Annotated in this window: 13 protein-coding genes; 8 read left to right on the top strand and 5 right to left on the bottom strand. The window is 52.8% G+C overall.

Annotated features, from left to right (window positions below):
- Positions 1 to 2: 2 nt before the first annotated feature.
- Positions 3 to 1,028: a zinc-binding alcohol dehydrogenase family protein gene (locus tag LOC67_RS23975; RefSeq protein WP_230265376.1), complete on the top strand. Its 1,026-nt coding sequence runs from the start codon at positions 3 to 5 to the stop codon at positions 1,026 to 1,028.
- A 29-nt stretch (positions 1,029 to 1,057) separates the two neighbouring features.
- On the opposite strand, the gene LOC67_RS23980 is transcribed toward LOC67_RS23975, so the two are convergent.
- Complete coding sequence (locus LOC67_RS23980) at positions 1,058 to 1,699, bottom strand: hypothetical protein (RefSeq protein ID WP_230265377.1); 642 nt, start codon at positions 1,697 to 1,699, stop codon at positions 1,058 to 1,060.
- Positions 1,700 to 2,037: 338 nt separating this feature from the next.
- On the opposite strand from LOC67_RS23980, the gene LOC67_RS23985 reads away from it, so the two are divergent.
- The 6 genes from LOC67_RS23985 (at position 2,038) to LOC67_RS24010 (ending at position 12,584) form a co-directional block, all read left to right on the top strand.
- Positions 2,038 to 3,372 (top strand): tetratricopeptide repeat protein, encoded by a 1,335-nt coding sequence (locus LOC67_RS23985; protein WP_230265378.1) that lies wholly within the window; start codon positions 2,038 to 2,040, stop codon positions 3,370 to 3,372.
- Between the two features lie 39 nt (positions 3,373 to 3,411).
- On the top strand, positions 3,412 to 4,926 hold the full coding sequence (locus tag LOC67_RS23990) for a methyltransferase (RefSeq protein WP_230265379.1): 1,515 nt from the start codon (positions 3,412 to 3,414) through the stop codon (positions 4,924 to 4,926).
- A 271-nt stretch (positions 4,927 to 5,197) separates the two neighbouring features.
- Complete coding sequence (locus tag LOC67_RS23995; RefSeq protein ID WP_230265380.1) at positions 5,198 to 7,852, top strand: hypothetical protein; 2,655 nt, start codon at positions 5,198 to 5,200, stop codon at positions 7,850 to 7,852.
- A gap of 48 nt (positions 7,853 to 7,900) precedes the next feature.
- Entirely contained in the window at positions 7,901 to 8,677 is a 777-nt protein-coding gene (locus LOC67_RS24000; RefSeq protein ID WP_230265381.1) for a trypsin-like serine protease, read from the top strand.
- A gap of 234 nt (positions 8,678 to 8,911) precedes the next feature.
- Positions 8,912 to 10,864 carry a divalent metal cation transporter gene (locus LOC67_RS24005; RefSeq protein ID WP_230265382.1) on the top strand — a complete coding sequence of 651 codons (1,953 nt, stop codon included), beginning with the start codon at positions 8,912 to 8,914 and terminating at the stop codon, positions 10,862 to 10,864.
- A 154-nt stretch (positions 10,865 to 11,018) separates the two neighbouring features.
- Positions 11,019 to 12,584, top strand: a complete 1,566-nt coding sequence (locus LOC67_RS24010) for a hypothetical protein (RefSeq protein ID WP_230265383.1) — start codon at positions 11,019 to 11,021, stop codon at positions 12,582 to 12,584.
- Between the two features lie 34 nt (positions 12,585 to 12,618).
- On the opposite strand, the gene LOC67_RS24015 is transcribed toward LOC67_RS24010, so the two are convergent.
- From LOC67_RS24015 to LOC67_RS24030, 4 genes are all read right to left on the bottom strand, one after another.
- Positions 12,619 to 13,731, bottom strand: coding sequence for a hypothetical protein (locus LOC67_RS24015; RefSeq protein WP_230265384.1), 1,113 nt, complete (start codon positions 13,729 to 13,731; stop codon positions 12,619 to 12,621).
- 106 nt (positions 13,732 to 13,837) lie between these two features.
- On the bottom strand, positions 13,838 to 14,578 hold the full coding sequence (locus LOC67_RS24020) for a sulfite exporter TauE/SafE family protein (RefSeq protein WP_230265385.1): 741 nt from the start codon (positions 14,576 to 14,578) through the stop codon (positions 13,838 to 13,840).
- Positions 14,575 to 15,909 (bottom strand): MFS transporter, encoded by a 1,335-nt coding sequence (locus tag LOC67_RS24025; protein WP_230265386.1) that lies wholly within the window; start codon positions 15,907 to 15,909, stop codon positions 14,575 to 14,577. Before LOC67_RS24025 ends, LOC67_RS24020 begins: the two co-directional genes overlap by 4 nt.
- Positions 15,910 to 15,914: 5 nt before the next feature.
- Entirely contained in the window at positions 15,915 to 16,931 is a 1,017-nt protein-coding gene (locus LOC67_RS24030; RefSeq protein WP_230265387.1) for a TauD/TfdA family dioxygenase, read from the bottom strand.
- Between the two features lie 296 nt (positions 16,932 to 17,227).
- On the opposite strand from LOC67_RS24030, the gene LOC67_RS24035 reads away from it, so the two are divergent.
- Positions 17,228 to 18,550: a Gfo/Idh/MocA family protein gene (locus LOC67_RS24035; protein WP_230265388.1), complete on the top strand. Its 1,323-nt coding sequence runs from the start codon at positions 17,228 to 17,230 to the stop codon at positions 18,548 to 18,550.
- Positions 18,551 to 18,627 lie beyond the last annotated feature (77 nt).

An 18,627-nucleotide genomic window follows, 5' to 3' on the forward strand; every position in this document is an offset into this window, starting at 1 on the left:
ACGTGCGCGCGATTCAAATCAGTGATATCAAGACTTTAAAGCCGATTGAAATTGATCCTCCCGCCGCACCGGGACCCGGACAGGCACTCGTACGGACGCACCGAATGGGCGTGTGCGGGACGGACATCAGTTGCTACCTCGGGAAGTTTCCTTTCTTTGATTTCCCAAGGATTCCCGGGCACGAATTGGGTGTCGAAGTCGTCGCCGTCGGTGAGGGCGTCAGCAACGTTGCCGCTGGCGATCGATGCAGTGTCGAGCCTTACATGAATTGCGGTGAATGTTACCCCTGTCGCCGTGGCGCAACGAACTGCTGCCAGAATCTGAATGTCATCGGAGTGATGTGCGACGGCGGACTCTGCGAATCATTTTTAGTTCGTGCGGAGAAACTCCACCCTTCAAAGAAGCTGTCGTTCGATCAATTGGCCCTCGTCGAAACGCTCGCGATCGGTTGCCACGCCAATGATCGTGCCAACCCACGTCCCGCCGACCACAGTCTGATTATCGGGATGGGCCCGATCGGATTGGCGACGCTGGAGTTTGCCAAGTTGACCGGTGCAAAACTGAGCGTGATGGATATGAATCCGGATCGTCTGGAATTCGTTCGTCGAAACTACGGTGTTGAAAACACGATCCAGTTTGTTGGCGATGGCAGCGAGCTCGATGCGATGCGATCGCTAACCGGTGGGGATCTGTATCAAACGATCGTCGATGCGACAGGCAATCGCCACTCCATGGCCGGTGCGCTCAGTTACCTGGCACCCACCGGAACACTGGTTTACGTCGGAATCACAACGGATGAAATCACCTTTCGTCATCCAGCGATGCATAAGCCGGAAGCAGCAATCCTGTCATCACGCAATGCACTTCCAGGCGACTTCACGCGTATCATTCAGTTGATCGAGATGGGCATGATCAATACCGATCCTTGGATCACACACCGATCTGATATGAACACCATCTTGAACGACTTTGAATCCTATACCAAACCCGAAACCGGGGTCATCAAAGCCGTCATCAGTGTCCAATAGAAGGGCGATAACGGAAAATTAACAGGCGGTTAGCCGATTGTTGAGACTCGCCAGAAGCCAGCGGACACAAGGAACGGGCGTACCATCGGCGACCAAACGTTGTCAACAAACATCCGCTGAGAAGCATTCATGTCTCCGCCAGGAAGGTTTTCCTTGGGGCTCTTCAGCGGATCATAGTAGCCTTGTAATTTGTTGAAACCAGACGCAGGCGACTGCCTAATGGAATCAGCGACTTGATCAAAAAGATATCGTGCCGGTAGCAATACCGGCGGCGCTTCAAACGAAGATTCTGACGCAGGCGTGTCCGCTGAATCGGAGTTCTCAACCTCGTCGCCCGGTTCCTCTGACGACTCATCAAGTTCAGTCTTGTTCGCCGCTTCTTCAATCGCGGTGTTTGCGGCTTCGAGTGACGCGCGAAGTGGCGAGATTGAATTCGCCAAACGAAGATCCTTCGGAGCGATCATCCCATGACAAGAAATGCATGCGGGCGACTGGATCGAACAAAACACGTCGAAGAGGGCCACCGCTGATTGTGCTTGCGGGCGGAGCTTGAACTCGCCGATCAGGTAGAGGAACAACACGTCTGTGTTGATCGATTGAACGCAATGATTCAAAAGATCGATCAACGGCTTTCCGCCAGATTGAATGATGGGGGCTATCTGAATTGGCATGATCGGAGTTTTCGGTTGCATTTCGGTGTTTCAGGCTCGATTGCAACCAAACTATCGGCAATTCATGTCCCACTTCATCAAAACACCGCTTGCTAGCAAGGAGCAGGGTGCATCGATGGTGAAGGCCAGAGCTGCGAGATGCTAGCAACACCTCCGCTGCGATTTGGGATTCATGTACGACCAAGTTATTCGAAGTTTGTATTCTGAGAACGCTGGTACTGAAGCGAAGTGCCATAAACGTCGATTTAGCGTTCAAAGCGGAGTTGATTGGTAGCAAGAGGCCGACACGTGAAAATCAGCAGGTTCATTACCGAACGAGGGAAGCTAGGAGCGACAAGATGAGCGATCAGCAAGAGACCGTGTCGATGAAAAGCAAATTGGATCAAGCGATTGAGCTGCACCGTGCTGGCAGCTTGACCGACGCCGAGGAAATGTATAAATCGGTCCTTCAAGCTGATCCCGATCAGGCCGATGCGCTGCAGTTGCTGGGCGTCATTGCCGCTCAACTGGGCAATCTTCCCTTGGCGATCAAGCGAACCGAGTTGGCTTTGTCAAAGTATCCGGATCAGCCGGTCACATTTAATAACCTTGGCAACATGCTCGTCGAATTGGATCGATTCGACGAAGCGATCAAGGCATATCAGAACGCGGTGCACCTGCGTCCCGATTATGAACAAGCTTTAATGAATCTCGGTCACGCTTGCAGTCGTTCGGACGAACTGATTGGTGCGTTAGAAGCCTACAACAAAGCGACGGAACTAAACCCAGAAAATGCGAATGCCTGGGATTCGCTTGGAGATACACTCGACAAAATCGGTCGAACCGAAGAGGCGCTCGAGGCGTTTGAAAAAGCCATTGCGATCGAGCCTGAGCGGGTGTCATTCCTGCATCGATATGGGAAGGCACTTCGAACTTTGAATCGGATCGAGGAAGCGGCGGACATCTATGACCGATGTTTGCGGCTTCAGCCTGACGACGAAATCGCCAAACATTTTAAGTTGGTTTGCCAAGATTCGACGTCCGTTCCCGAGCGAGTTTCCGACGCATATGTCGCCAAAACGTTCGACGAGTTCGCCGAATCGTTCGACCAAGTCTTGAATACGTTGCGGTACAAAGCGCCTAAGCTGCTTGGTGAATTGGCTTGCAAGTTCACCGAGAACTACGACCGTGAAAGGTTGGACGTCGTCGACTTGGGTTGTGGGACAGGCCTATGTGCTGAATACATTCAAGGCGTAACAAACGAGTTGATCGGTATCGATCTTTCGAAAGAGATGTTGGCGAAGGCGGAGGCACGCGGCGGGTACGATCAGCTGGTGCACGGCGAGCTGACCGGTTACTTGGAAAGTTGCGATCGAAAGTTCGATCTTGCCCTTTCTGCAGACACATTTATTTATATCGGGGATTTGGAATCCACCATCAACGCAGCGGCAGGAGTGCTACGCCCTGGCGGTGCATTGATCTTTAGCCTCGAAAAAATAGCACCGGAACTTCTAGAACGCTATTCAGTCGGCTATCGCTTGGGCCCCTCGGGCCGCTATCAACATGGCAAAGACGTAGTCCTTGGCTGGCTCAACAATGCGGGTTTTGTCGACCACGAAATTCATGAAGACATTGTGCGTACCGAGGGCAAAGAGAACGTCCAAGGATACCTCGTTTCAACGCGTCTGCCCTAAATCGCACATTACTTGCTCTCTATCGATGTCGAACTGAAAATGATAAAGACCGCACCTCCAAAAGTTCTGCTCAACGAAGAAGCGAAACTCGTGCGCGAGGTCTTTCGTGCGGCCGGGTACACCGAAGCGGCGCTGCAAGAACGCACTGGCTTGTTGGTACCGCCGCCGAGTGAGATCATTCCACCGGCGGTATTGGCGGGGTTCGAAGAATGTGAGGACATGTTTCAGTGTCTTGTGCGTGTGTTCTTTCTGGGCCTCGAACTCGATTCGGTGACGGTACGCAAGTTATTGCCCAATGATTTCGTGCGTATTGGCTTGCGATCAGGAATGCTCGAAGAGAGGGTTCAGGGATTTAGGCCACGCGTCTTGGTCATCCCTGTCGGTGATTACCTACTGGCGTCGGACTTGCAGTTGATTCGTCACCAGGATGAAGAAGGCTTTGTGCCGACACTTTGTGATGCGGCTCTACATTTGAATGCGGTCGCGATTCGCAGGCCGGTAAAGAAGCTCTTGGATCTCTGCGGCGGTTTCGCGTTGCATGGTGTTTTGGCAAGCGAAAGCGCAACGCATGTAACCACATCGGATCTGAACCCTCGAGCTGAAAAGTTCGCTCATTTCAATGCATCGCTGAATGAGATTTCGAATCTGACTGCCGTCACGGGAAGTCTGTTCGATGCCGTTGAAGGTCAACGCTTTGATCAGATTCTCTGCAATCCCCCATTCATTATCTCGCCTGAAGCGGCAACAACCTATCGATTCACGCCTGTCGAGTTGGATGGGTTTGTGCGTCAACTATTCCAGGCGGCACCACAATATCTTGAAACTGGAGGCGTGTTTCAATCGATTTGCGAATGGGGTGAAATTCAGGATCAGCCTTGGGAAGAGCGTCTGCAAAATTGGTTTTCCGATTGCGGATGCGACGTTTGGGTCCTACCCGCAAATCGTCAATTGCCGTCCTCCTACGCTCTGACAACATTGCGTCAAAGCACGACCGATGCCGCGGAGCTTCAGCAGAAACAAGCGATATGGGAAGAGTATTTTGCCGAACAGAACGTCGCTGCAATTCATGGCGGATTCGTGTTTATGCGAAAACGTTCGGGCGACAATTGGTTCGAAGTGACTCAATTGACCAAACCGATCCGTTCACAAATCGGTGAGGCGATCCAAACCGGTTTTGACAATCGAGACTTGATCCTGGGACCGTCAGCAGACAAAGAAATCCTGAACAGTCGATTGCGAATCACCAAAGGCATCCGCATCGTCGAGGAATCTGTTTACAACGGAATTCGATGGGACTGCGAAGCGATGACACTGCACGTGGATCAGGGAGTCCCCGTCAGTATTGGGATCGACAAATACGTCCGCAATCTCGTTGCTCGATTTGATGGGCAACGCACGGTCGCGGATTGCTTGGCGGATTTTTCCAATCACGTCGGTTTGCCGATGGAATCTGGTTTCCAGCAGGGACTGCAAATCACCAAAGCGATGTTGCGGACCGGAGTGCTTTCGATTTCAAAGTCGACAGAGATCAATCAGTCGCTACTCGGCCTCTAGTCAAAGCCGTTGCGCCGGGAACCCTTGGGTTGAATCCCAGGACTGCTAGAATGTGCTGTGAAGCCCAACTTATTCTTGATTGCCGTGATAGTGAATTGAGGGGCAAGGTTGAGGCTACAGAGTTAGTTTCACCACGCACTCCGTTTGCAGTCCTGTGCATATGCAGAAATTTGGCAATCCGCTTCCAGCCATTTCTTTGAGGTTGGCACTCGCAATAAGCTTCATTTCGGTAGGTCTTCACGCGATTTCAGCGGAACCAAAGCGAATCGCCGTGGTCGCTCCGGAAGGCTGCCATCAGATTCCCGCGTCGATTGCGGGGCGAGTCGTCGAGTTCACTGTTTCACCTGAGTTGAATAGTGGCGTCGTTCTTTTGCCGATGTCGGATCCGAATTTCGATTTAACGGATCATCGGTTGATGGGTGCATGTGGCAATTGGGTCACCCTTCCCCCCGAGCTTTTCGAATGGAAAGACGCGTCGGTTTTCCGGGGCGTCGCAAGCGGATCTTGGAGGCCAAATGCGATAGGACGCGAGCACTCTTTGGAAGGGATGAACCGTGTCGAAACGGCGTTGTTCAATCAATCGCGACCAAGCGTTGATTGGATTCCGAGCGATGTCGTTCTATTCGCGAGTGACGAGAGGCTGTTGCTTGGCTGTGATTGGAATTGCGACCTCGTTATCAGCGATTCGGAGCTTCAAGTTCTCAAAAGTGAAACTTCTCCATCGGTGACGCTTGTTAATTTCGGCCAAGAGAGCCTGTTGATAAATCTAAGTCGGTATGAAGCAGCGGATCAGCTTGTAGTAAATTTCATGCCCGTGGGAGGTTCAAGCGAATCGACTCTGGATGCTACGTGGCAACAGCTATCTGCAACGGACCAGACAGAATTCGTCGTGTCTTTCGGATCACATTCGCCCTCAAAGCTTTGCGACGCGGTGAATCGGGCTAGCGAACTTTCTTGTGACTTGATGATTGTCGATTTGGCAGAGAATGACTTCCAAGGAATGCAACTTCTCGCTCAGCTTTCGAGTCGGTTAGAAGTCAAAATCTTGTTGACGTCGGCCAGTCTTTATGCACCAGACTTTTGGATCGCCAAAGACCGAAGGGCAGCAAACGCATTGGAAGCCACGCTTTGGCAACGAGGGAACGCTACCAACTTTGAAACCCAGTTATCGAGGGTTCTTGCAGGCTCATTGCGATCGGATCGCATTGGCCAAGATCGCGAATCGAATGGAGACGATGATCTGGCGACGACTCTTGATGCATTGCGGTCGGAGTTAGGAGCTGGCAAGTGTTTATCGTGTAGTAGCGGAACAGCGTATGTCGCCCGGATTCCTCCCAATGTGACCGGTGGCACAGTTTGGGTTAACGGTGGGGAAAGTATTGACGTCCTAAACTGTGCTCAGGCAACGTTCTTCGATTCCACCGGGGCAGCACTTTCAAGAGGCCATTTTGAGCAAGGCCAGTTGTTTTTGTCTCATCGATGCACTGGTGGCTTTGTTGTCTTCGATGGTCTCGAATTGACTTCGCAGCAAATCGAGTGGCAGACACATCCGGAGCTGCACACAGAACAACAGCAGGGTGATGAGACAGCTTTGTTATCTGTGTCGGAACGGACGTCGAAAACGGAGCGTCGTGAACGACTTCGCGGGGAAAAACTGTTGCATCAGGTGCCGCTAAAGCTGTCCAGCGAACAAGATGTTCCGAAACATCTGCTGCAAGCCAATCGAACCAATGCGAACGAAAGCTCGCAATGTCGGTCCTGGTGGTATCGTGTCGCACCGATCCCGCTCGACGTCCAGCTGACGATCGATCAACGACTTGGTGACACTGAAGTTTCCTTTGCACCGGATGGCATCCGATTTTACGCCTTTTCCGAATCCGGATGGAGTGACATGAATCCATACCGTCTCGGCGAAGTCGTACACGCCTACCCAAGAGTCGATTGGATTCAAGTGCAGTACGTTTGCGACGATGCACAAGTTCAGCTCAATGCACCTCGTCTGGTCAGTTCCTTTCGTCTGGCGGAAACCTCAAAGCGAACTTGGTCGGCAGCGGAGAACAATGCGGTCTACACAAGTGAGTTGCTACCGAGTGACTCTGCAGTTCCAGACATTGTTTGGGAACGCTTGACTGATTGGAAGACTGGCGAACTGATTGGAATTCTGGAAAACGAACGAAGCGGAATTCAAGCTGAAAGAGACTGGCTATGGCATTACGACAATGACCCAATTGCCGCCGAGATTGAATCTGTCCTCCAAACAGGACTTTCGCCATCACATATTCTTGCTCAGTCTCCATGGGTCGAGTCGGATTCTGCATCAATCGTATCGATGCGAAGGCGGCTGTTGGCCCTGGATCAACCGTCACTGCGAAAGCAAAACCTAGAAGCAATCATCCGCCTGTGTGATGCGGTTGTAGAAACCTCAGCTCAACAACTAGGTCACAGCGGAGTCCAGAAAGATGGGGCGACCGTGATTGGCTATCCCGTCTTGGAAAGCTATGACTTTGAGAAAATTGACAGCGAGAATTCGAAATATCAAATCACGCAGGCATGGATTGCAGACGCCGCATATCGCCGTGTCCGCGCAATTGGCTATCGAGAACTGCCAGATGTCGTAGCCAAGCATCCGATTGTAGATCAGCAAGCCCAAGACGCGGCATACGAGAAAGCGTATCATTGGCTCGCCGAAATCGTACCGATTAACGATTCGCGTTTCGTACTGACAAAAGTTCGTTTTAAGCGAAGACGTGGAAATGCCGAATCCGCCTACGATGTGCTTCGTGATCACGGCTATGAAGGTCCGGCAATTGCCTGGTACTTCAAGAAGGAAAGAGACCTTTGGAGTGAAGCAGGAGACGAGGCTCTTCGCCGATTAGGGCATGCGAGATGGTTTCTTCGCCAAGCTCAACTGCCGGTACAGTTTTGATAAAACCTTGCTGATCATTATTGATCGTCATCCACAAAGAGTTTCACCGTGAGTCGTTTTCAAGTTTTTGTTATCCCGTTGCTGTTGGCGATTGTCGTTCAACGAACTTTCGCTGATGAACAACAAACTGTCGGTAGTGAGATTGAGCGTTGGGACCGTGTTGTCGCCATTCGATCGCCCGACGAAAAAGACGGTTCGTCAAGCAAGTTGTGCAGCGCGATCTTGGTTGAGGCAGCGGACCAGCTATTCGTTGTCACTGCGGGACATGCAGCCGAAGAGACTCATCGAAAGAGCAAGCTGATCTATCGTGATGCCGATGGTAAATCGCAATGGGTGCTTCTCTCGTTGTTGCTTTCGGAGAACGGGGATCCGTGGAGCCACGACAAGGTGTCAGACTTTGCGATCGCGAAAGTCGCATCAAACGAGAAAGCTTCTCCATATGTCGATCAATTGAAGAAACTCTCTATTTCCATCGATCAATTGAGCTTAACCGCGCCGGGGCGGACGACACGTCTTGAGATTGTTGGTTTCCCCTTGGCTCTCGGAGCGACGCCGCCGGTTTCGCCACTTGTGGTGGTTAGTTACGTCGCTTCAAAAGAGATCGAGAGTTCAAATAAGTGGGGGAAGGAGCCGATTCTCTACACCGCTCCGCCGATAGCGCAAGGGTGCAGCGGTGGACCGGCAATGGTGATTGATGACGGTGCAAACACATTCCAAGTCGTCGGAATCGTCATCGGTATGATGGCGGATTCGACAGGCGCGAAACTCTCAAAAGTCGTTCCGGCACGCTTGATCCGGCAGTCAGTCGAACAAGCGATCCGGTAGTCGTGTCTCCTCGGGACCGGATTCTGGCAGGGCGATCTTCAAGCCATCTGGGCTACCACCAGGAATTGGCGTAAAACTGACGTGAAAGCTTGCCGTTTGCAGTATTCATGACATTCCGTAAAGCGAATCGTCGCATGGCCTCCGCAGCTTCTTTCCACACAATTGCAGATCAATCGATTATATTTCGGCACTGCAATTTGCCCCTCCCCTCCTCCCTCCAGGTCTCTCTTTTCGATGTCCGATCGTTCGACGCAGTCATCCGACGCCACACCAGTCGATTCCGGCGCAGGTGATGCAAAAGTACAAGCCAATCGACAGATTCTTTTGGATGCGCAAGCTTCCGGGAAACCTCTGGGGGCCTACATCAAGCTTTCCGGTCCTGGTTGGCTGCAGGCAGCGATCACACTGGGCGGCGGATCACTTGCCGGCGCACTGTTCCTCGGTGTGCTTGGCGGTACAAGTATGCTTTGGCTTCAGCTGATCGCGATCATCATGGGTGTGGTCATGCTTTCGGCGATCAGCTACGTCACATTGTCGACGGGGCGTCGTCCGTTCGAAGCCATCAATAGTGAAATCAACCCTGCGCTCGGCTGGGGCTGGGTGATTGCAACTGCAATGGCAAACATCATCTGGTGCATGCCGCAATTCAGTCTTTGTTATGACGCCGTCGATAAGAACTTAGCCACACTTGGTGGTGGTGGCGGCCTGGGTGATGGGCAAAGCACCAAAATCGTTTTCTCGATCATTCTGTTGCTGGCCGCCGGCTTCGTTGTTCTACTTAATACGAAGCAAGGCAAAGCAGCGAAGGCATTCGACATTGTGTTGAAGTCACTGGTCGGAATGGTCGTGATCTGCTTCTTTGGCGTCGTTATCATGCTGGCGATCAAGGGGCAATTGGATTTCGCGACCATCTTTACTGGCTTCATCCCCGATCTATCACAGTGGTCACATCCTGCCGGACAAATGCGTTCGGTTGTTGAGTCGCTGGATTCCACCGGAGCCGACTTTTGGACCGGCAAACTTGTCGATCAACAGCGCACGGTCATGATCGCAGCTGCGGCGACAGCGGTCGGAATCAATATGACGTTCCTGCTGCCCTATTCCATGCTGGCACGGGGCTGGGACAAGCCATTCCGTGGCCTGGCCCGGTTCGATCTATCGACCGGCATGGCAATCCCTTATGTCCTGGTGACAAGCTGCGTCGTCATCGCAGCGGCGGCATCGCTACACAATAAGATTGACGACCAGTTGGCCAGCTCCGAGTTGGCGACGATGCAAACCAGCCCTTACTACGGCGGTGTCGAAGGTTCGCTTATCGCACGAGTCGGTTACGACGCCAAGGAAGACGGCACCGATCTATCCCAAATTGCGTCAGTGTTAAATGATGCAAGAACCGCTCTGGGAGAATCGCTATCCGAATCAGAGGCGACAGCTTTGTCCGACGCGATCGCATCAACCGAAGCCACTGAAGATGCACCGAGTAGCCTTTCGGTGATTAGCAGTCTTGGAAAGATCGAACCGATCATCGATTATCCTGCGGTCAGTGCTTTGCCCGAAACCAAAGCGTTGCAACAGGTCGCTGAGATTTCCAATGATGAAAAGCGAGTTGCCTTGTCACTCGTTAAGCGTGATGCCTTTCAGCTCTCGACAACTCTTGAGCCTCTGCTGGGGGCATCGTTGGCCAACCTTGTTTTCGGACTTGGCGTGTTCGGGATGGGCTTTTCCACGATTGTGATTCTGATGCTGATCAACGGTTTTGCGTTCCGCGAAATGTTCAACCGTCCGGACGGCACAGCGCCGTTCGTGATCGGCTGTTTGGTCGCCGGAATCAGCGGTGCGATGTGGTGGAAGTTCTGGGCCGACGCGGATACAAAGTTTTGGCTTGCGATTTTTGCCAGTAACTTCGGGATGATGTTGTTGCCGATCGCTTACATCACATTCTTTTTGATGATGAATAACAAGCGGATCTTGGGCGACGAAAAGCCAACGGGCGGTCGCATGATTATTTGGAATGTCTTGATGATCGTCTCTGTTGCCGGTGCGATCGTGGCCGCGTCCTCAGCGATCTATAACAAGATTAACGACCCGGTCGCCTTCCCAGCCGTGATGGGGATGTTGGTGGTCTACGCGATCGCCTTGGTGATCGGATATTTCTACCGAAAGAATTCCCCTCCCAAGGCGGTATAGACAGTCAACCGGGAATCGTTGCGACTGATTCAATCGGATTATTTGTTTCGTGACTGCGAGGACGAGCCTCGCAGTCATTGCGGCAGGTGCTAGTGGCCGGAAAATGCGCTCCTAGGTTTTGGGGACTGCATCGCAAACCCGCTACCGGTAAACCATGTCTGCCCCGCCTATTCCTTGGAAGCACATCCGCAACGTTTTGGTGCTTTTCGCACCGATCTGGATCGGAGCCGTCTTGATTTTTGGTTTCCTTGGCGGCGTCTATGCGCTTTTGTCTGAGGACATCTTTGCTGCTCGACAGCCGCTGGTTGTGCGTGATGAGGCGACGCGTGCCGTAGACCGTTTAGGCCGATTTGCCAGCCAAACCGAACTAAAAGCTGCACAGGAAACCATTCTGGAGATGGCGCAGAACCGGGAAGTGGTCGCCGCAGCGCTCCGGCAAATCGGCCCTCCCGAAGGTGCAGACGAATCAACCTGGCCAACCATTTCTGATGTCGACGGTGCCATCAAAAAGTCCGTCAATATTTTGGCTCCCCAGGGTGCCGAATTTGGCAATACCGAAGTGGTTTACTTGGCCGTGAAAGCCGATTCGCCGGAGCGTGCGATCGGATTTTGCCGAGCCATGTTTGACAATCTAACCAAACACCTTCGTGATGTTCGTCGCGTTCGCGCTGACAGCGTGATTATCGAACTGAGCCATGCTCGTGACCTGGCGAAAGCCAATCTCGACCGAGTTGCGCAACAGATGCATGAAATCGAAGTCCAGTTTGGTGCCGATCTGGGCGAGTTGCGGAAGTTGAACGACACCTATGGTGGCGATAGTAACTTGCGCAGGATTCTGGAAAACACCAAAGAGCAACAAAGGATCGCGGATCTTGAACTGAAAAAGATGGAAGCGTTGTACGAGCTTCTGGTGGCTAGTTCGACCGATCCACAACGTCTGCTGATCAGTGGCGGAGACTTGCTGACAAGCCAGCCTTCGCTTTTGAGATTGAAAGACGGCTTGATCGATGCACAGCTTAAATCGAGTCAACTGTCAGGCATCTACACGATGCTCAACCCTAAGCGACGCGCCGCATTGGCAACCGAACGCGAAATTCGTGAGCGGATCGTTCAAGAAACGTTGTCGGTGATCGCTGCGATGGAACCGTCATTAAAGCTGCAAAAGGTAGAGCTCGAGAAGCTGAACACCAAGGTTGTCGACTTGTCGCGCAAGTTAGAAATGCTGGCAACCGCGCGAACGTCCTACGCGGAAATCGATGCAGAATTGAAACAGCGGACCGAGCAGCTGTCTGCCGCAGAACAACGTCTAGCGGACGCGCGTGCAAACCGTTCGGCGGCACTTGCGACCAATCTTGTCGCCGAACTCGGTCCTCCTCAGGTTTCTGAAAATCCGATCGGGCCAGGGACGGTGACCACAACCTTTGGTGCCATGATGGCAGGGCTGATCTTTGGCTTGGGAACGGTGTTCCTTGTCGCACCAGGCCCCGCGCAGTCACACGGGCGTCGTCGCTGGTCAGATCATGTGCAAACGCAAAACCGACGGGCGGGTGATCAAAGTCCGATGAATCGGCGAGCATCCGATCGCGGCCCAGAGCAGCAGTTGACTCGACGTGGCGACGATCCAAGCAATCAGGTCATCGTTGAACCGACGAAGGCACAGGCCGAGATCGCGATCAAAGATAATGGTGATCAATCGAAACCGTCATCTGGCTGGTCTTGATTGGAAGAAACGCAGCGATCAATTCGGAGACTCGCTATACAAGCGGGCCAACAATATAGTCGCGATCTGGCTTCGTGAATGTTGTCGGATACCACTGCTGAATCAGTTCAAACTGATCCGCCGTGAACCAGCGACGCGGGACCATCATCCGCAAATTTCCGTTCCGCAGACGGCATTCCAACCCCTTGCCATTTACGACGAAATGCTGCAGAGCGTGGTTCCGGTATCCGTAGCAGTTCTGGTAGCTGGCACGTGAAATGACTACCAAGTCGCTCGTGACCAGAACGTGAAATTCGCCCAGTTCGGCATTCAGGATCGAGTAAAAACAGGCGAAAATCAGCAGGACTCCGATTCCATAAACGACCAACCAGGTCGCCGGATACGCTAGCCAAGAATACGCGCCGTTGGGATTGACGAATCCGATGGGCATGAATTGGCTGAAGATTAGAAGCGCCCAGATCAACTGGAAAAACGCGACCGCAGTCCACCGCTTGAGCTGTCGTTGCCGGTCATGCAAATCGTTATCAAACAGTTGTCCTGTAACTTCGATTGTTTGCGAGTTCCCCAGCAACGACTTCATCAGTTCTATGGGGACTTCAGATTGCTGCAATTCCTCTTCGGTGAGTGGCCGCTGGATGTCACTGCGACTCAGCCGCGTTGATTCGGTTGCGAACGGTAACAGCACTTTGATCATGCCGTTGATCGGATGAATCTTGACCTGCGACTGGTTCATCATCGCAGTCAGAACGCAGTTTTCAGATCGAACCGCAATAGAATGTCGCGTTAGGCGGCCTTCGACGCGAGTTGCAAATCCGGGATACCGACCCCAGAACCGTCTGTCATCAAAGATTCCAACATTGGCAATCCAAGTGACGGCGATCGCGAATGCAGCCGGTAGCACCACGACGAACAGAGACGGTAAATAGAGAGTCGCCATTGCGGCCGCGATGCACGCGATGATCATCAAACCGACGAAGTACTTCTGTCGTGAATCGAGCTGATTGCGCGAAGCCAACCCGTCTCGTGACCAATCACTCACGAACCAGATCCCTTGTTCAAGCTGGTCGACAGCCTCCTCGGCAACAACGGAACCCGATTCGGAGACCACCTGAGGCGGAGCTTGAAATGGATTGATCGATTCAGACATGTTTGGGTGAATCCGATCTGCGACGTTTGGTGCAATGTTGAGTTGCCGATCGGCATCCTGAAGACTTCACGTTTGCCCCCAAGCAAAGCTGCATCGAAATTCTCGATTAACCTCCGGCGATCACATAGTAGAACGCGACCAGCGTCAACGCTACTGCGACAAAGTGCTGGAACGTCGAAGTTGTCAGACGCTTACTGGCAATCACTCCCAACTGAATGCCGATCATCGCTGCAGGGGCTACCACTGCGGCTTGCGTTAGGGCGTTCATGTCAACCAGTTGCCGCACCAACAGTCCGCCAAATTTGTAGACCGAAACGACAAATAAGAATTGGTTCATGAACGCTTTGAATTGCCGTTGATCCCAAGGCTGCGACAACGCGAATGCCGCCACGGGAGGCCCCGCGATAGAAACGGCACCGGCGAGAAATCCACCTATTCCGCCGGCAATCAACGCGGAACCGTCGCCAGATTTGATGCCAGTTCTTGCTTTCGCGCGGTTGCGTAGGTTCAGCCCGACCATTAGCAAGATGGCAACACCGGTGCCACGAACCAGCCAGTCTGCCGTGACAACTTCAAACGCATACAAACCGATCGGCAATGCAATCGCCGCCCCGATAAGGGCTCGCAATAGATGCCGAAATTCTGCACCGTTGCGGTAATTCCAAACCGCCGCCAGCATCACGGGAACACTTGCTGTGGAGATGACAATCTGGGCTTGTTTGACGTCGATCGCCCATGGCAACAGTGTTACCGCGACGATTCCGAAACCGAACCCAACCGCACTGTGAACGAAGCCTGCGATCAACGCAAACGCCAGGATAGCAACCAAGGTAGCTGGATCGCTCATGTGGATTCGACTAAATCACGATTCTTTGTTTCCGGCAGCGTCAACATGACAGCGATCCCAATCAGGAAGATCAGCGACAACCATGTCACAGCGGACTCCAATTGCATGCCTTCACGTGCTTTCAGCCAGCCCGAAAACAGCAAGACCGGCACGGCCAACATTCGACCGCCATTGAAACAAAAACTGGCACCTGTGGCTCGAATGTGCGTCGGAAAGAGTTCGGGAAAATAGATGGCATACCCAGAGTGCATTCCCAAGGTCAGGAAACCGAAAACCGGCAATAGAAAAAGCATCTGGTTGTAGGTCTGCGGAACGAAGCAGATCACTGGAACGATTAACATTCCGCAGATGTGAAAGAAAACAAAAGTTGGCTTTCGACCAAATCTGGCAGCCAGGGGGCCGAACGACAGTAACCCCAAACCACCGCCGATCGCTTGTACGATTGCATAAGCGAATTTACTTTTCTCGCTCGCGATTTGTGCATCGGCTCCATTGCGGATTAGCATTTCGCGGACCAAATCCTGTCCCGCGACGGTGACGGACCAGAATGTTCCTAGCCCGACTGCCGCCAATAGCATTCCACGTAGTGCAAGGCTGCCCCATCGAGGGTTCAGCAGCAATTCAGAAAAGCTGCCAGCCTTTTTGTTCATACCGCTGGATTGGCTCGCCTGCCAACGCTCCGGTTCTTTGACATAAATGCGCACGACAACGATTAACAGAGCCGGCAAGACACCAATCAAATAAGCATAGCGCCAGTGTGATCCGACGAGCATTCCGGATAGCCCTGCCAATAACGTTCCCAAGATGCTCGACGCATGAAAGATTCCAGTAGCATGGGCTCGAGCCCGCTTTGGAAAAACCTCTGCGACCAAACTTGCGGCGACGGCCCATTCACCACCGATACCGATGGCGACTAGCAGGCGAAGGCTTCCGACGACGTAGATGTCGTTCGCAAAGTATGTCAGTCCCGAGAACAGCGAGTACATCAGGATCGTTGCGATCATGATTGGACGACGCCCAAACTTATCGGCTAAAGACCCGAATAGTAATCCTCCGATCGTTCCACCAACGAGGAAGATTGCCAAAAAGTTATCGCCCCATTGCTTGATCTGTGATTCGTCTTGCAGAATCTCTTTCAACATGTCGTTGCGAGTGATGTTGAAGATCTGGCTCTCGTAGACGTCAAACACCCATCCTGCACACGCAATGACCAGGATCAACCACTGATAGCCGGTGACGCCTTGATACCATGGGCCCTGTGAGTGGTCCAAAATTGGCTTGCCAGATGCTGCGTCACTAAAGTCTTCGTTGCTTGAGTCTGTTTCTTGCATCGCGACTAGACTCCGGCACGACTGAATGACTGCGTTTGCATTTCGGCCAACGAAGCGACGACTTTGCGGGTCCCTTCGAAAGGACGGCGAGCGTGCATCGCAACGGTATTATCAAGCAGGACGATGTCACCTTTCTGCCATTGATGATCGTAAGCGTAGTGCTCAGCTAGTTCGATCGCGACTGCGACAGCATCACCATCAAGTTTGCTACCGTCGCCGTGGCGTATTGCGTCCGACGGATCGTTGCGTTCGTCTTTCCAGCCGCAGTAAGCGGCAATCAACTGATTGAAGAATGTCTTTCGCCCAGGGCCAACTTCCATGACAGCTGGCAACTGTGGCGTTGTCGCCTTGAGGCATCCGTCTTCCAGCCAGTCAAAGGAATACCCCAGTTCACCGAGTCGTGCTTCAGCCTGTTCCTTTGTTTCGACGCCGAGCGTACTTTGCCAGCTGCGTCCCATTCCTGAATTTGGGTCGTCGATCCCCGGCATCACGTTGGTGTATTGCAGCCCTACGTCTTCGCATTTTTGAGCAAATGCTGGGCAGCGTTTTTGCAGTTCGGCGTACAGGACGTCACTTCGGCACAACGGCGTGGCGCCACCTGATTGCGGTGCAATTTCACAGAAGAAAAGAATGTATCGCGGGTACAGTGGCGTTTGCGCCATCTCATGGTGAAAGAAGATCTTTACGTCAGGTGGCGCCTCATTTGCCGAAAAGACGCGGGGAGTGCGGTTGATCCGAACGGCATTGGAAAGAGATTTCTTGTACGGAAAGTTCTCGACACCCAATGATTGGATTACCTGATCAAAGTCATCAACTTCCGGTGTTGCAAACCCGCGGAATGCGATCGCACCATGTTCGGTCGCTTGTTGCAGCAGCACGTCGCGGTTTTGCGATACCCAATCCAGGAACTCAGGTAACTGTAACTTGGAATCCGCGGCCCCGTAGGCAAACGGAAAGACACTGCCGCCGTCTTGGCGTTGGCCTTCGACTGCGACTTGGACGATGGATGGGTGGGGAGTCATCGATGGATGGATCGCGGATTGGAGGAGGGAACGGGGCGAAGTTGATGGAGAATTCATTGACGACGAACAAGTCACCACAATGCGTCGCATCGTTGTCTCAATTCGTGGCGGTAAATCGATACTTCGCCAATCGATCAGGGATTGCGACTCTCGATGGCAAGTTATCGGATAACCGGCTCGCAAACAGCTTAACGAAAGTCTGCACCCCCGTGTGTGCCGATAGTGTTAGACTATGCCTTCGTCGTCGTCACGGCGGCAGATTTAAAAACGGTGACACTCTCTCCCCAAGAGCCGCGATGTCCAAATCACAAAACCGACGTGTCTTTATCGCACGGTGTGCGGCGACAGCGACAGCATCAACCCTTGCTTATAACAGCGGTGCTTTCGGCGCCGCGAAAAACGATAGACCGATCCTGGGCCTTATTGGTGCTGGCTACCAACCGGAGACGAAACGGCGCGGACGCGGCATTGCGATCGGCTTAGCTGCGGCGAAGCTGGGCGACATTTCGATGCTATGCGAAGTCGACTCGGTCGCTGCCTCATATGCAAACGAAAATGTTTGTGGTGGAAAGGCCAAAATCGTTGACGACTACAAGCGAGTCTTGGATGAACCTTCTATCGAAGCAGTTTTGATAGGAACGCCAGATCACTGGCACGCGAAGATCGCAATCGAGGCGATGAAAGCTGGTAAAGATGTTTATTGTGAAAAGCCCGTTGCGGTAACAATCGAAGAAGGGAAGTGGCTGCGTGATGTCGCAGCCGAAACCGGCAGAGTATTTCAAGTCGGGACTCAACAACGGACCGAATACAACCAACGTTTTTTGAAGGCGATCGCCATGGTCCGTGGCGGCCGACTTGGCAAGATCGACAACATACGGATCGGCCTAAACGAAGGCTGGAAAGGTGGCCCGTTTGAATCGGCCGCCGCGCCGCCGTCACTGAATTGGGAACGATGGCTCGGACCGGCACCAATGACTGAATACATCCCACAACGTACGCATCGAACTTTCCGTTGGTGGTTCGAATACGCTGGTGGCCAGCTTTGCGATTGGGGAGCGCACCATGTGGATATTGCACAGTGGGCGATCGGGCAGCACCACAGTGGCCCAACGACGATTGAAACCAGCGCCGAATTGAACCAGCCGTACTCCGATGGGATGCCGACGCGCAAAGACAGCTACAATACGCCGGTTAAATTCACGGCAAAATGCGGTTTCGACAACGACATTACGATGCTGATCGATTCGTCACGCAACGGTATCACATTCGAGGGGAGCCGCGGTCGGATCTTTGTCAATCGCGGAACTCTGGAAGGTAAGCCTGTCGATGAACTTGCCGATAACCCGTTGCCGGCAAACGCGATTGAAGATGTTTATGGCAGTACACCGGCCAGTTCGCATATGCAGAACTTTGTCGACTGCTTGCGTTCACGCAAACAGCCGATTTCCGATATAGCGTCTCATCATCGGACACTGACGACCTGCCACCTTGCAAACATTTCAATTCGCGTCGGCAGGTCACTACGCTGGGATCCAAAAGCAGAACAGATTGTCGGCGATGATGTCGCAAATGCACTTCTTTCGCGAGAGTATCGCCATGGATACGAAATACAGCGTTGACCGTCATTGCGATAACGTGAACGCGACAATCTGACCAATGGTGTTTGGGGCAGCGTTCTAGCGGTAACGTTGCAAAT

Source organism: Stieleria sp. JC731, from assembly GCF_020966635.1.
GTDB lineage: Bacteria > Planctomycetota > Planctomycetia > Pirellulales > Pirellulaceae > Stieleria.

Coding starts and splice junctions, on each gene's coding strand:
- LOC67_RS23980 (WP_230265377.1), bottom strand. CDS start 1,699: ATGCCAATTCAGATAGCCCCCATCATTCAATCTGGCGGAAAGCCGTTG.
- LOC67_RS23985 (WP_230265378.1), top strand. CDS start 2,038: ATGAGCGATCAGCAAGAGACCGTGTCGATGAAAAGCAAATTGGATCAA.
- LOC67_RS23990 (WP_230265379.1), top strand. CDS start 3,412: ATGATAAAGACCGCACCTCCAAAAGTTCTGCTCAACGAAGAAGCGAAA.
- LOC67_RS24005 (WP_230265382.1), top strand. CDS start 8,912: ATGTCCGATCGTTCGACGCAGTCATCCGACGCCACACCAGTCGATTCC.
- LOC67_RS24010 (WP_230265383.1), top strand. CDS start 11,019: ATGTCTGCCCCGCCTATTCCTTGGAAGCACATCCGCAACGTTTTGGTG.
- LOC67_RS24015 (WP_230265384.1), bottom strand. CDS start 13,731: ATGTCTGAATCGATCAATCCATTTCAAGCTCCGCCTCAGGTGGTCTCC.
- LOC67_RS24020 (WP_230265385.1), bottom strand. CDS start 14,578: ATGAGCGATCCAGCTACCTTGGTTGCTATCCTGGCGTTTGCGTTGATC.
- LOC67_RS24025 (WP_230265386.1), bottom strand. CDS start 15,909: ATGCAAGAAACAGACTCAAGCAACGAAGACTTTAGTGACGCAGCATCT.
- LOC67_RS24030 (WP_230265387.1), bottom strand. CDS start 16,931: ATGACTCCCCACCCATCCATCGTCCAAGTCGCAGTCGAAGGCCAACGC.
- LOC67_RS24035 (WP_230265388.1), top strand. CDS start 17,228: ATGTCCAAATCACAAAACCGACGTGTCTTTATCGCACGGTGTGCGGCG.